The following is a 13,969-nucleotide window of genomic DNA, read 5'->3' as shown; positions in this document are numbered from 1 at the left end:
ATCGCTCATTCGCCAGAGGACTCGCGGCCATGTTTTGCGTGCTCAAACCCCACCGCTGGAAACTCGCCCTGCTGCTGCTCGCGGCCAATCTGGGGCTGATCCTGCACCTGGCCTGCGGCGAGCTCAAAAACGTCAGCGAGTGGGTATGGCTGGATATCATCGGCGAAGGCGGCTCCGCCCTGCTCGCCCTGGTATGGCTGGGCCTGGTGCTGAAAAGCCGCCCCGCCGGGCGCGTCACCAATTACCTGGCACTGGGCCTGTCGTGCATCTTTTTCTCCTGGTGGATCGACAGCCTTGACGAATTCATTCGCCTGCCCGCCAGCATCACCTGGGATCACTGGCTGGAGTCCGGGCCGATGCCGGTGGGCATGATCCTGCTGACCCTGGGTATCTACCACTGGCACCGCGAACAACTGGCGATCAGCGCGCAAATGGAGAAGCGCGAGCGGCTGTTTCGCGAGCACCGGCTGTTCGACACACTCACGCCTCTGGGCGGCGCCGATTACCTCAAGCGCCAACTGGCCGACAGCCTGCAAGACAGCCGCGACCAGCAACAACCGCTGTCGCTGCTGGCCCTGGACCTGGACAATTTCACTGCGATCAACCAGGCCTACGGCCACGCCGAGGGCGATGCGGTATTGCAGGCCCTCAGCCATGTGCTACTGCTCAATCTGCGCCGCCAGGACTTACTCTGCCGCCTGGCCGGCGACCGCTTTGTGGTGGTGTTGCCCAACACCGGCGAGCGCCAGGCCCAGGCGTTGGCGCTGGAGTTGGAGCAAGCGGTGCGCAGCCTGGCGCACAAGACGCGACAACACGGCGAGCGCCTGCAACTGGCGGCGAGCACGGCCGTGGTGATGGCCCTGGACGAGCCGCCCCAGGACTTGCTCAAGCGCCTGAACCTGACGCTCGCCCGGGCCAAACAACCGCTTGCGAAAAGCGCCTGAGATGGCCGTGAAAACCCGTTGGTATGAGGCCGACAGCCGCTTCATCCCAGGGCATTACCAACCCGCCGCGTTGATCGACCTGGCCTTGTCCCGCGACATCGACAGCCATCGCCTGTTGCGCGGCACCGGGTTGTTCCACGAGGACATCCTCGCCGGTACAGCACAACTGAGCCCGCAGCAGTTTCTCGGATTGATCGGCAACAGCCGGCGCCTGCTCGCTGCCGATGAGAGCAGCTTCCTGTTTGGCCAACGCCTGCTGCCCGGCTATTACGGCGCCGCCAGCCATGCCCTGGGCCACGCGCAGAACCTGGATCAGGCGCTGGAGATCCTGATCCAGCAACAGGTGCTGCTCAGCCCGCTGGTGACGCTGCAATTGGAGCGGGATGAACACCATGCCTACCTGTACTGGCGGGACAGCTGCGGCGCCGGCGAACACTGGCGGTTCCTGCTGGAAGCCAGCATGACCTCGCTGGTCGCCATGAGCCGCTGGCTCAGCGGCCAGCGCCTGCCGTGGCAATGCAGCTTCAGCCATGGCGAGCCGCATTACGTCGAACAATACTGGGTTCACCTGGGCGAACACACGCGCTTCGCACGCCCGCTGGACATGATGTGCATCCCGCGCGAATACCTGGTCATGGCCTGGCCCGGCGCGTCCGCCACCGCCGGCCAAGTCGCGCGCCAGCAGGCCCGCGAGCAGATCGAACAGCTCGGTTTTGCCGACAGTTTTCTCGATTGCCTCTACGACTACCTGCGCGAACAGGTGCGCCAGCCGCCCAGCCTGGAACAGGCGGCCCAGGCGTTCGCCATGAGCCCGGCGACCCTCAAGCGCAAACTGCACAAGCACGACACCGGCTTTCAGCAGCAGGTGGATCGGGTGCGCAAGCACGTCGCGTTGCACCTGTATCAGGTCAAGGGGTTCAGCAACGATGAAGTGGCCGCGTACCTGAACTTCAACGATGCGGCGAACTTCCGGCGTTCGTTCAAGCGCTGGACAGGCACCACGCCGAACCTGATCCGTCAGTTGTTCAACAGCCGTTAGCCAGGCGCTCGCGCAGGAACTCCACCAGCGCCTGCACCGGCCTCGAACTCTGCCGGTGCTGCGGGTACACTGCCGACAGCGTCAGGGCCTCGGGGGCGAAGTCTTGTAACAGCGTCACCAGGCGCCCGTCCGCCAAGGCATCGGCGACGATAAAGGTCGGCAGGTAGGTGACGCCCAGCCCGGCGATGGCGGCGTCGCGCAGCAACTCGCCATTATTGACGCGCATGCGCCCGCTGACGTTCAGCGACTGCGGCTTGCCTTTGCTCTGGAACCGCCATTGCACCTGGCGGCCGTGGCCGTAGGGCAGGCAATCGTGGTCGGTCAGGTCGTCGGGTTTCTGCGGTGTGCCACGCAACGCAAGGTACTCGGGGCTGGCGCAGTACACACGCTGCACGCTGGCGATACGCCGGGCGATCAGGGTGGAGTCTTCGAGGATGCCGATGCGCAACACCAGATCGTAGCCTTCGCCGATCAAGTCCACCGGGCGGTCGCTCAGATCGACTTCCACCGACACCTGCGGATAGCGCTGCAAAAACAGCGGCAGCAGGCAACCCAGATGGGCCATGGCAAACGACAACGGCGCACTCAGGCGAATGGTGCCGCGCGGTTCGCTGTTCTGCCCGGCGATGCCCTGCTCCACTTGCTCGACTTCGCTGAGCAGGCGCAAGGCCGATTCGTAGTAACTCTGCCCCAGGGGCGTGACATCCAGGCGGCGGGTCGAGCGGTTGAGCAGGCGCACGCCGAGGCGGTCTTCGAGTTGGATCAGGCGGCGGCTGACGAATTGCTTGGACAGACCCAATTGCTCGGCGGCGGCGGTGAAACTGCCGGACTCCATGACCTGGCAAAACAGGCGCATGTCTTCGAAGGGATTCATTGTCGCGTCTCGGTGGACATTTTGCTGATTTATAGCCTGTCAGGTGCTACACCACAAACCTAATGTGCCAACACAATCAAAAGTGGGAGGGGGCTTGCCCCCGATAGCAATATGTCAGCCACTACATGCATGACTGATCCACCGCTATCGGGAGCAAGCCCCCTCCCACAGGGGATTACCGAGATTCCCGAGGTCGGGTTACTTGGTGGTGAACGCCGAGTAGCTGTTCATCAGGTTGCGGTAGTTGGGAATGCGCGGCGACAGCAGGTTGGCCAGGCCTTCCATGTCGTTGCGCCAGTCAACCTGCAGCTCGCAGGCCACGGAGAACCAGTTCACCAGTTGCGCGCCGGCCGCGGTCATACGGGCCCAGGCAGCTTGTTGCACGGTTTCGTTAAAGGTACCGGAAGCGTCGGTGACCACGAACACCTCAAAGCCTTCGGCGAGAGCGCACAGGGTCGGGAACGCTACGCACACATCCGTCACCACACCGGCAATGATGATCTGCTTGCGGCCGGTGGCCTTCACCGCCTTGACGAAGTCTTCGTTGTCCCAGGCGTTGATCTGGCCAGGGCGCGGGATGTACGGCGCGTCCGGGAACAGTGCTTTGAGCTCGGGCACCAGCGGGCCGTTGGGGCCGCTTTCAAAGCTGGTGGTGAGGATGGTCGGCAGGTTGAAGAACTTCGCCACGTCGGCCAGGGCCAGCACGTTGTTCTTGAATTCGTTGGGGGAGAAATCCTGCACCAGGGAGATCAGGCCGGTCTGGTGATCCACCAACAGCACCACGGCGTCATCTTTGTTCAAGCGCTTGTAAGTCATGGGTTAACTCCTTTGTGGGTTTAGGTATCAGAACGCAAAGCACGAGCAGCCAAACGCACCCCAGAAGCCCTGGAAGTCGCTGACCGGCACGTTGGAAAGACGCGCTTTCTCATGGCCATGAGCATGCACGCCACACGGGCCACTGCAGTGGTGAGCCTGCGCCTGCAGCGGCGAAGCGGGACGCCAGTGCCCCGGCACCTTGACCACCGGCGACCAGTCCGGCAGCACCGGCACGCGCGGCGGTGCGAAATCTTCGAAGTCGCCGGCGCCATACACCACCTTGCCGCCGACCACGGTCAGCACCGACTCGATCCACTTGATGGCCTCTTCATCGACGCTGAAAAAATCCGCCGACAGCGCGGCGACGTCCGCCAACTGGCCGACCTTGATCTGACCCTTCTTGCCCTGCTCGGACGAGAACCAGGCGCTGCCGTGGGTGAACAGTTCCAGCGCGGTCAGGCGCGGCAGGCCTTCGGCGTGCAGCTCCAGGCCACCTACGGTACGGCCGCTGACCATCCAGTACAGCGAGGTCCACGGGTTGTAGCTCGACACCCGCGTGGCGTCGGTGCCCGCGCCGACCGGTACGCCTTCGGCGAGCATGCGTTTGATCGGCGGCGTGGCTTCGGCGGCCTTGGCGCCGTAGCGCTCGACAAAGTACTCACCCTGAAACGCCATGCGGTCCTGGATCGCAATCCCGCCGCCGAGGGCGCGCACACGCTCGATGTTGTGCGGGGTGATGGTTTCGGCGTGGTCGAAGAACCACGGCAGGCCATTGAACGGGATGTCGCGGTTGACCTTCTCGAACACGTCGAGCATGCGCGAGATCGACTCGTTATAGGTGGCGTGCAGGCGGAACGGCCAGCGCTGCTCGACCAGGTGGCGCACCACCGGCTCCAGTTCCTGCTCCATGCTCAGCGGCAGGTCCGGGCGCGGTTCGAGGAAGTCTTCGAAGTCGGCGGCGGAGAACACCAGCATCTCGCCGGCGCCGTTGTGGCGCAGGTAGTCGTCGCCCTGGTGCAGGGTGACGCTGCCGGTCCAGTGCTTGAAGTCGCTGAGTTCTTCCTTGGGCTTCTGTGTGAACAGGTTGTAGGCGATACGTACCGTCAGCTGTTCATCCTTGGCCAGTTGCTCGATCACCGCGTAGTCATCGGGGTAGTTCTGGAAGCCGCCGCCGGCGTCGATCGCACTGGTCAGGCCGAGGCGATTGAGTTCGCGCATGAACTGGCGGGTCGAGTTGACCTGGTATTCCAGCGGCAGTTTCGGGCCCTTGGCCAGGGTCGCGTAGAGAATCATTGCGTTAGGCCGCGCCACCAGCATGCCGGTGGGGTTGCCGTTGCTGTCACGCACGATCTCGCCGCCCGGCGGGTTGGGCGTGTCCTTGGTGTAGCCGGCCACGCGCTGGGCGGCGCGGTTGAGCAAGGCGCGGTCGTACAGGTGCAGCACGAACACCGGCGTGTCCGGCGCCGCCTGGTTGAGCTCGTCCAGGGTCGGCATGCGCTTTTCGGCGAACTGGAATTCGTTCCAGCCACCGACCACGCGCACCCATTGCGGCGTCGGGGTGCGATCGGCCTGATCCTTGAGCATGCGCAAGGCATCGGCCAGGGACGGCACGCCTTCCCAGCGCAGTTCGAGGTTGTAGTTCAAGCCGCCACGGATCAGGTGCAGGTGCGAGTCGTTGAGGCCGGGGATCACCGTGCGGCCCTTGAGGTCGATGACCTGGGTGCCGCTGCCGCGCAGGGCCATGGCCTCGCCATCGGTGCCCACGGCCACGAAGCGCCCCTGGCGAATGGCGACGGCGGTGGCGCGTGGGTTTTCACGGTCCACGGTGTGGAACTGGCCATTGAACAAAATCAGATCGGCGTTCATAGGGTTTCCTTTACAGAGGCTTCAAGCCAGGGAGCGAACAGGCGGGTAGCCGCCGGCATCAGCAGGTACACCACCAGCAACACGATGGTCAGGGTGATCAGGAAGGTGGCGACCACGTAGTTGGACAGGAACGGGTGCAGGCCCAATATCGGGCCCCACACGATCGGTACCAGCAGGGTCAGCGGCAGGATCACGCACAGGGTGACCACGGCCTGTTTCCAGCGCGGCGGTTTGGCGACGCTGTCGGTTTGGGGGGTGAACCAGAACTCGTTGACCGCACCGATTTCGGTGTGGTCGCCGTCGGCCAGCATCGGCGCGGCTTCTTCGATCAGGGTTTTGCGCTCGGGGGAGTCGAGCCAGCGTTGCAGGTCGTCGGTGGAGCGGTAGCGCAACACGCAGGTGAACAGCGACAGGCCGTCGTGTTTACCGCGCACGACGTCGACGCCGAGGTGGCCCGGGCGTTCGCCGGCGATGCGTACTATGCGGCGTAGCCACGCTTCGTAGTTGGCCTCGCTGCCGGATTTGATCCGGTGTTTGACGATCAGGGTGACGACTTCGTCGGAACCGGTTTCAGGTGTTGGGTCCATGGTGTGTTCTTCCCCCCTGGAGAGCTGAGCGATGAGGCGAGTTTGGCGGCGACGGGCGATTCGAAATTGGATGTTTGTGCTGTTTGGCGTGGTGACCTGCGAGGCCGCCTACGCGGGGAAGCTGGACATGTGCGCGCTGATCCGGCTCCTCAACCAGCGCTCCGCCGGGTCGTTGTCATGCACCCCGCTCCACACCATCGACAGCTCTGCGGCGTCGATCGCAAACGGTGGGTCCTGCGCGCGCAACGTGGTGCCTTCGGTCAAGGCGCACGCTGCGTAGTCCGGCACGGTCGCGATGATCTGCGTGCCCGCCAGTAACGCCCGCAAGCCACTGAATTGCGGCACCGCCAGCACCACCCGGCGCGCCCGACCGATGCGCGCCAGGTCGAGGTCGATATTGCCGCTCAAGTCCCCCGAGAACGACACCATGGCATGCGGCCGTTCACAGTATTCGTCCAGGCTCAGCGGTGCGGTGCCGCCATCGCCGCGCAGCACCTTGCACGGAATGTCGCGCAGTTTCTTGCGCTTGGCATTGGCCGGCAGATCCGTGGTGTAGCTGACTCCCACGGTGATCTCGCCACTGGCCAGCAGCGACGACATCAACAGGTAATTGGCGCGGCGCACCACCACCACGATCCCCGGTGCCTCGTCGCGCAGTTGGCTGAGCAACGGCGGGAACAGGCCGAATTCGGCGTCATCGGACAGGCCGATGCGGAACACCGCACAGCTGGTGGAAGGGTCGAAATCCTTGGCGCGGCTGACCGCGCTCGAGATGGTGTCCATGGCCGGTTGCAGCTCCTTGAGTATTGCCATTGCGCGTGGTGTGGGCTCCATGCCGCGCCCATTGCGCAGCAGCAACGGGTCGTCGAACAAATCGCGTAAACGGCCCAAGGCCGCGCTCACCGCCGGTTGGCCCATAAACAGTTTTTCGGCGACCCGGGTCAGGTTCTTCTCGAACATCAGCGCTTCGAAAATCACCAGCAGGTTCATGTCGACGCGGCGCAGGTCGTTGCGGTTCATGGCGGTCCCCAAACAGTTGACAGAGCACCAGCTAAGCACGCGGCGCGGCGAGCGCGATTGCACACCTGTGCTGTCTTTTCCACGCCAACAACTGGCGAAATTAACAACGATTAACTCGTCAGTCGGACGGCACGGCACCAAGAATGAGGCCGTCTACACTGCATCCATTCACCGGGAACGCTCCCATCGACTGCGGATATTTCGTCATGGCCCGACTTGAGCACGGTGCTCCAAGCTTCTGCGCGACCGGCGGCCTCTGCCCCCGGCGCGAGCGTATCGCCAAGCAACTGATCCTCGCCAACCTCGGCGAAAGCCTGGCGATTGCCGACCTGGCCCAGGCCTGCGCACTGTCGCGCAGCCATTTCTCCCGCGCCTTCAAATGCACCACCGGGCTGTCGCCGCAGGAATGGATTCGCCAACAGCGCATCCAGCGCGCCAAGGAGTTGATCACCGGTACGTCCTTGAGCCTGACGCAAATCAGCCTCGAATGTGGTTTCTGCGACCAGGCGCACTTCTGCCATATGTTCACGCGCAGCGAAGGCGTCAACCCGATGACCTGGCGCAATCACCAATTGCGTCGCAAGCAGGCGATTGCCGCCTAGTGGTCAGCGCAAGCGTGGAATATGCTGGGCGAACCCTTTTTTCAGAGCTCGGGCTGGCATGAACGACCTCAGCGAACAGGCCGTACACTTCGGTCCGTATCGGATACACCCGCGCCAACGCCTGGTGCTGGAGGCTGGCCGGCCGTTGCGCCTGGGACGGCGGGCAGTGGACATCCTGCTGATCCTGCTGGAACAGGCCGGCAATGTGGTGAGCAAGCAGGAACTGATCGCGCGGGTCTGGCCCAAAAGCGTGGTCGAAGACGGCAACCTGCGCGTGCATATGGCGGCGTTGCGCAAGGCCCTGGGCGATGGCCAGGCCGGGCAGCGCTACATCGTCACCGTGGCCCAGCGCGGTTACAGTTTTGTTGCGCCACTGAGCATCGAACCGATGGCCCTTCCAACCGACGGCAGTGCGCAAAGCCAGGCCCATAACCTGCCGCTGCGCAGCACGCGGATGATCGGCCGCCAGGCGCTGATCGATGCGCTGGTGCAGCAACTGCCGCAACAACGCTTTATCACCCTGACCGGCGCGGGAGGCATCGGTAAGACCACGGTCGCGCTGCGTGTCGCCGAGTTGTTGATCGGGCATTACCGCGACGGCATTCGCCTGCTCGACCTCGCCCCCCTCAGCGCGCCGTCGATGATCCTGCCCAACCTCGCCGCCCTGCTCGACCTCACCCCCGACGAACACGCGCCGCTGTTGACCCTCGCGCGCAGTCTCCACACACGCCAGTTGCTGTTGGTGATCGACAACTGCGAACACCTGCTCGATGACATCGCCCTGATCAGCGAGACCCTGCTGCGCCACGCCCCCAACGTTCACATCCTCGCCACCAGCCGTGAAGCACTGCGCGCCGAGGGTGAATACGTGCAGCGCCTGGAGCCGCTGGCCTGCCCGCCCGCCACCGGCAACCGTGCCCAGGCGCTGGGCTATCCGGCCCTGCAACTGTTGATCGAGCGCGCCATGTCCCATCAGGACAGCTTCGCCCTCAGCGAAGCCGAACTGCCATTGGCGATTGATATCTGCCAGCGCCTCGACGGTATCCCGCTGGCGATTGAACTGGTGGCGGCGCAGATCGAACGTTTCGGCCTGCAAGGCCTGCTGGTGCAGATGGAAGACAACTTTCGCCTGCTGACCCGTGGCCGCCGCAGTGCCCTGCCCCGTCAACAGACGCTGCGCGCCACGCTGGACTGGAGTTTCGACCTGCTCGCGCCGTGCGAACAGATCTGCCTGCGCCGCCTGGCGGTGTTTCGCGGCGGCTTCAGCCTGGCCAGCGCGGCGGCGGTGATCGCCGGGGAACAGATCGCGCCGGCCGAGGTGCTGGGTTCGATCACCCAACTGGTGGCCAAGTCCTTGCTCAATGTCGAGCCCGGCGATGACGAGATGGTCTACCGCCTGCTGGACATCACCCGCACCTACGCCCTGGAAAAGCTCAGCGTGGCCGCTGAACTCGACACCACCCGCGAGCGCCACGCCGCACGCTGCCTGGCCTTGATGGAACAGGCCCGGGACGATTGGGAACTGACCGCGACGCAGCCCTGGATCGACCGCTACGCGCCCCTGCGCGAAGACATCCGCGCCGCACTGGATTGGGGCCTGGGCGACCAGGGCACGCACCTGTTGGGTATTCGCCTGACGGTCAGCGCGATGCCCTTGTGGCAGGAACTGTCATTGCTGGGGGAACACGGGCTGTACGTGGGCAAGGCGCTCGCACGGCTGGCGCAATCGCCCGCGCCGAACCCGCACTTGCACATGGCGTTGCAACTGGCGCTGGGCAGTTTTTCGTATCACACCCAGGGCGGTACGCCGCAGACCATTGACGCCTTTGCCTACGCGCGGCGCCTGGCCGAAGCGAACAACGATCTGAGCGGCCAGTTGCGTGCGGTGTCGGGCCATATGGCGGTCAACCTGTGCTGCGGCAATTATCGCCAGGCACTTGCGCAAAGCCTGCACTTCGATCAACTCGGCCCCCAGGCCGACCCCTTGCTCGACCTCAGCGCCCAGCGCCTGCGGGTACTGGCCCAGCACTTTGCCGGTCACCAGGCATTGGCCCTGCGCAATGCCGAACAGGTGATCCAGCGCATGGCCCACAGCGGCCATCTGAACCGGTTCACCCATGGCTTCGGCGTGCAGTACGACCAGGGCGTGGCCTCGCTGACGATCCTCGCTCGCATCCTGTGGCTGCGGGGGTTCCCGGAGCGGGCCTGGCGCACCGCGAACCAGGCCCTGGAACTGGCGCTGCAGATCAACCACGGCACCTCGATCTGCTACACCCTGGCCCTGGCCGGGGTGGTCATCGCCCGCTACAACGGCGACGCGGCCGCGGCCCATTCGCTGCAGGAACTGTTGTTGCAACAAGCGCAAAAGCACTCGGTGCAGCTGTTTCATACCTGGGCCCGACACTACGCGGGCGCAACGCCGACGCAAGCCATGCCCGGGCTCGGCCTGATCGCGGATACCCTGGTGACCTTCAACGCGGGCGCGGTGGACGCGGCGATGTTCGAACGCGCCAAAAGCGGCGCGGCCGGCTGGTGTTCGGCAGAGATCCTGCGGGTGCGCGCCGAGCACAGTGACGACATCCCGGCAGAAGCGCTGTTGCTCGAGGCACTCGGCCTGGCGCACCAGCAAGGCGCCCTGGCCTGGGAGTTACGCAGTGCGACCGCGCTGGCGCGGCTGTGGCAGCGCCAAGACCGCCGGCAAGCGGCACGCGAGTTGCTGGACTCGGTCTACGGGCGATTCAGCGAAGGGTTCGCCACCCAGGAGCTAATCGGCGTGCGCCGCCTGCTCGACGAGTTGCAGGACAAACGGCCGGCCTGAAAACGCCCCCAGATAATGCCCATACCCTTGCTGCAGACGCGCCACTTGCAGCGGGTCGCGCAGTTGCGCCAGGGCGTAGCTGCGCACGCTGTTGAGCAGGCGGTAACGCTCGGGACCGAGGCCGGGCTCCACGCTCAGCAGCGAGATGTCGACCAGTCGCCGCAGCAGGTATGGCAGGTCGGCGTGAGCCAGCTCGGTGCCGGCGATCAACTGCCCCAGGACGGGCAAGCTCACCGCCATCTTGAACAGGCCCAGTTGCAGGAACAGCCAACGCTCCGGCAGGCTCAGGCGCTCGTATGACCAGTCCAGGGCCGCCGCCAGGGATCGGTGGCGTTCCAGCGCCGTGCGCCGACCGCGCGCCAGCACTTGCAGGCCGCTGCGCAATTGCACCTGCAAGCCCTGCACGCCGAGAGCATCGACCTGGGCCGCCGCCAGTTCGAGGGCCAACGGAATACCGTCGAGCCGGCGGCAGATATCGCGCAGCGCCGGCAAGTCCTGGGGCCGCAGGGCAAACCCTTGCTGACTGGCGCGCACGCGCGCGACGAACACCTGCACCGCCGAGTAGGCCATCGCCTGCTCGACGCTGCCCCAGGCGGACGGCATCGGCAGCGCCAGGCGAGGCACGCGCTGCACCCACTCGCCGGGCACCCGCAAGGCTTCGCGGCTGCTCAACAACAGCGTCACCCCAGGCGCGCTGGCCTGCAGCGCGCGCACCAGATGACGGCAGGCGCCGAGCAACACGTCGGCGCCATCGAGCACCAGCAATAACTGGCGCGAGGCCAATTGACGGAAGAGTGCCGCGCCACTGTCAGCCGCGTCGAGCCCGAGGGTCTCGGCCAAGTGGCGCAGCATTGCCGTGGGCGTATCGACACCGGCCAGATCCAGCCACCACACGCCGTCGCGATAACGCGGCGACACACGCTCGGCCAACGCCAGCGCCAGGCTGCTCTTGCCGACGCCAGCGCCTCCGGTGAGGGTCATCAGGCGTTGCCCCGACAGGCGTCGGACCAGCGTCCCCACCAGTTCGTCGCGACCGATCAGCGGGCTGAGCCGGGTCGCCAGGTTGTGCCGCGGTGCCGCGTTCCCAGCGGCCTCCTGCAGCGGCGCAACCAGGCAATAGCCGCGTTGGGGTTCATTGAGAATGTAGCGACGACCGTCCAACGCACGGCGCAGGGCGGCGATATGCACCCGCAGGTTGTTCTCTTCCACCACGCTGCACGGCCAGACGCGGGCGATCAGGGTGTCCTTGCTGACAAATTGCCCGGGCGTTTCGAGCAGCACCGCCAGGATGTCCAGCGCGCGCCCGCCCAACGGCACGGGCATGCCTGCCTTGCTGACCAGGCGCTGCTGGCGATGAAAGGTGTAAGGGCCAAAGCGCATCGCATGGTCGTTGTTCATCTGCGTAAAAGCGCTGAAACACCCGAGCTTGGGCTTCCGCGCATCCTTCTTCCATGGGCCTGCCGTTATCTTGCCAGCTCGTTGTAACAGGACAATGCTGGCACGGGGAGCGATACGGACAATCGGGTGCGCGAGACGGACATCCTGTCGTTAACTGAACTGCTGTCGGTATTGGGTGGGGTTGAGGCCGAGTTTTTCACTGAACAGAAAGCGCATATGCCGCACGCTGCCGAAGCCTGCGTGAAAGGCCACGGTTTTGAGCGGCAGGTCGGTGGTTTCCAGCAGGTGCCGGGCGCGGTCGATGCGCGCGCCCTGCAGGAAGGCCATCGGCGTCATCTGCACCTCTTTGGCGAACAACCGCGCAAAGTGCCGCGCACTCATGCCGGCGAGTGCCGCCATGGATTCGATGGTGAACGGCTGGTCCAGATGCGCCAGCACATGGCTCTGCACCCGCGTGATCGCGGTTTCCTGGGGCGCCACGGCGGCGGTCATCGGGCTGAACTGGGCCTGCCCGCCCTGGCGCTTCATCACCACCAGCAGCACTTTGGCCACGTCCACCGCGACCTGCTTGCCGTGGTCCTGGGCGACAACCGACAGCGCCAGGTCGATACCCGCCGTCACCCCGCCGGACGTGATCAGGCGGCCGTCCTGCAGGTAGATGCGGTCGGTTTCGACAACGGCCTGGGGGAAGGCCTTGATCAGCCGCTCGGTGTAATGCCAGTGGGTGGTCACGCGGTGGCCGTCGAGCAACCCGGCATACCCCAGCACAAAGGCACCGGTGCAGATCGAGCCGAAGCGCCGCGCGCGTGGAGCCGCGGCCTGGAGCCAGGGCAACAGGTCGGGGTGGCATTCGTTATAGGCACCGGGACCACCGGGCACCAGCAGCAGGTCATAGGCCTCGTGCGCCTGGGCCAGCAGCAGGTCGGGCTGCACGACCACGCCATTGGACGCACGCAGCGGGCCGGGCTCGGTGCCGACGATCAGGATCCGATAGTGCTGCGCCGCTGGCAGGTAGCGGTTGGCAATCGAAAACACTTCAAGCGGCCCAGCCATGTCGAGCAGGAGGAAGTCCGGAAACAGCGCCATGGCCACGGTGTTCATAGAGGGAGACGTCCATCAGGAAGGAAGGCAGCGGGTATTATGCCACGTCCGCAACTGTCAACCTCAATGCGACAGTTATTCAGATATCAGCTTCTTAATGAATATTCCAGTAACCAGTAACCTTCTTCTCAACGCAAGCGCCCTGCATTTCGCAGCCCGCTCTGACTTGAGGACACCACCATGCTGACCCTTCGCAAAGCCTCCGACCGCGGCGCCGCCAATCACGGTTGGTTGAAGTCGTTCCATACCTTCTCGTTCGCCAACTACTGGAACCCCGCCGAACAGGGTTTTTCCGACCTGCTGGTGATCAACGATGACCGCGTCGCCGCAGGCCGTGGCTTCGGCCAGCACCCGCACCGCGACATGGAGATTTTCTCCTATGTGCTCGAAGGCGCCCTGGAACACAAGGACACCCTGGGCACCGGCTCGGTGATCCGCCCCGGCGATGTGCAACTGATGAGCGCCGGCAGCGGCGTGGCCCACAGCGAGTTCAACCATAGCCAGAGCCGTGGCGTGCATTTCCTGCAGATCTGGATCGTGCCGAATGTCTCCGGCGCCGAGCCACGCTATCAGCAGGAGCACTTCAGCGCAGCGCAGAAACGTGGACGCTTGCAGTTGATCATCTCGCCGGATGGCGCCGAAGGCTCCCTTCACGTGCGCCAGGATGCACGGGTCTATGCCGGGCTGTTCAACGCTGACGAAAGCGCAAGCCTGGACCTGGCGCCGGACCGCCACGTGTACATCCATGTGGCCCGCGGCAGCATCGAGATCAACGGCCAACGCCTACAGGAAGGCGACGGGGCCCGCGTGCGCGATGAGCGCCAGATCCGCCTGAGCCACGGTGACGATGCCGAGGTGCTGGTATTTGACCTGCGCCCTCTGGAACTGCCGCAGATGCCATGAC

At 64.9% G+C, this 13,969-nt stretch carries 12 protein-coding genes; 5 read left to right on the top strand and 7 right to left on the bottom strand.

Translation table 11 applies throughout. The features are described from left to right. Window positions 1-29 precede the first annotated feature (29 nt). A complete protein-coding gene (locus MOQ67_RS13540; protein ID WP_102618575.1) occupies window positions 30-944 on the top strand; it encodes a GGDEF domain-containing protein in 915 nt (304 codons plus the stop codon). A 1-nt stretch (window position 945) separates the two neighbouring features. After that, window positions 946-1,983 (top strand): AraC family transcriptional regulator, encoded by a 1,038-nt coding sequence (locus MOQ67_RS13535; protein WP_046383858.1) that lies wholly within the window; start codon window positions 946-948, stop codon window positions 1,981-1,983. On the opposite strand, the gene MOQ67_RS13530 is transcribed toward MOQ67_RS13535, so the two are convergent. From MOQ67_RS13530 to MOQ67_RS13510, 5 genes are all read right to left on the bottom strand, one after another. Next, window positions 1,970-2,857 carry a LysR family transcriptional regulator gene (locus MOQ67_RS13530; RefSeq protein ID WP_046488517.1) on the bottom strand — a complete coding sequence of 296 codons (888 nt, stop codon included), beginning with the start codon at window positions 2,855-2,857 and terminating at the stop codon, window positions 1,970-1,972. The two genes, MOQ67_RS13535 and MOQ67_RS13530, sit on opposite strands and share 14 nt — an antisense overlap. A 198-nt stretch (window positions 2,858-3,055) precedes the next feature. Beyond that, the gene (gene ycaC / locus MOQ67_RS13525; RefSeq protein WP_198718415.1) at window positions 3,056-3,673 is read right to left on the bottom strand and encodes an isochorismate family cysteine hydrolase YcaC; all 618 of its coding nucleotides are present in this window, start codon (window positions 3,671-3,673) and stop codon (window positions 3,056-3,058) included. A gap of 27 nt (window positions 3,674-3,700) precedes the next feature. Continuing rightward, window positions 3,701-5,539: an amidohydrolase gene (locus MOQ67_RS13520; protein ID WP_448675937.1), complete on the bottom strand. Its 1,839-nt coding sequence runs from the start codon at window positions 5,537-5,539 to the stop codon at window positions 3,701-3,703. Beyond that, a complete protein-coding gene (locus tag MOQ67_RS13515; protein WP_057004840.1) occupies window positions 5,536-6,126 on the bottom strand; it encodes an antibiotic biosynthesis monooxygenase in 591 nt (196 codons plus the stop codon). Before MOQ67_RS13515 ends, MOQ67_RS13520 begins: the two co-directional genes overlap by 4 nt. A 108-nt stretch (window positions 6,127-6,234) precedes the next feature. Next, the gene (locus MOQ67_RS13510) at window positions 6,235-7,146 is read right to left on the bottom strand and encodes a LysR substrate-binding domain-containing protein (protein ID WP_046383863.1); all 912 of its coding nucleotides are present in this window, start codon (window positions 7,144-7,146) and stop codon (window positions 6,235-6,237) included. Window positions 7,147-7,352: 206 nt separating this feature from the next. On the opposite strand from MOQ67_RS13510, the gene MOQ67_RS13505 reads away from it, so the two are divergent. After that, window positions 7,353-7,748, top strand: a complete 396-nt coding sequence (locus MOQ67_RS13505) for a helix-turn-helix domain-containing protein (RefSeq protein ID WP_046383864.1) — start codon at window positions 7,353-7,355, stop codon at window positions 7,746-7,748. A 58-nt stretch (window positions 7,749-7,806) separates the two neighbouring features. Next, complete coding sequence (locus MOQ67_RS13500) at window positions 7,807-10,566, top strand: ATP-binding protein (protein ID WP_198718414.1); 2,760 nt, start codon at window positions 7,807-7,809, stop codon at window positions 10,564-10,566. Here MOQ67_RS13500 and MOQ67_RS13495 read toward each other — a convergent pair. After that, window positions 10,513-11,964, bottom strand: coding sequence for a winged helix-turn-helix domain-containing protein (locus MOQ67_RS13495; protein WP_169885466.1), 1,452 nt, complete (start codon window positions 11,962-11,964; stop codon window positions 10,513-10,515). The two genes, MOQ67_RS13500 and MOQ67_RS13495, sit on opposite strands and share 54 nt — an antisense overlap. A 150-nt stretch (window positions 11,965-12,114) precedes the next feature. Beyond that, a complete protein-coding gene (locus MOQ67_RS13490) occupies window positions 12,115-13,065 on the bottom strand; it encodes a GlxA family transcriptional regulator (RefSeq protein ID WP_046383867.1) in 951 nt (316 codons plus the stop codon). Between the two features lie 180 nt (window positions 13,066-13,245). On the opposite strand from MOQ67_RS13490, the gene MOQ67_RS13485 reads away from it, so the two are divergent. Next, the gene (locus MOQ67_RS13485) at window positions 13,246-13,968 is read left to right on the top strand and encodes a pirin family protein (RefSeq protein ID WP_198718413.1); all 723 of its coding nucleotides are present in this window, start codon (window positions 13,246-13,248) and stop codon (window positions 13,966-13,968) included. Window position 13,969 lies beyond the last annotated feature (1 nt).

The organism is Pseudomonas sp. LY-1 (assembly GCF_053502595.1).
The sequence above is the reverse complement of the archived record's forward strand: the minus strand, read 5'-3'. Positions and strand labels throughout refer to the sequence as shown.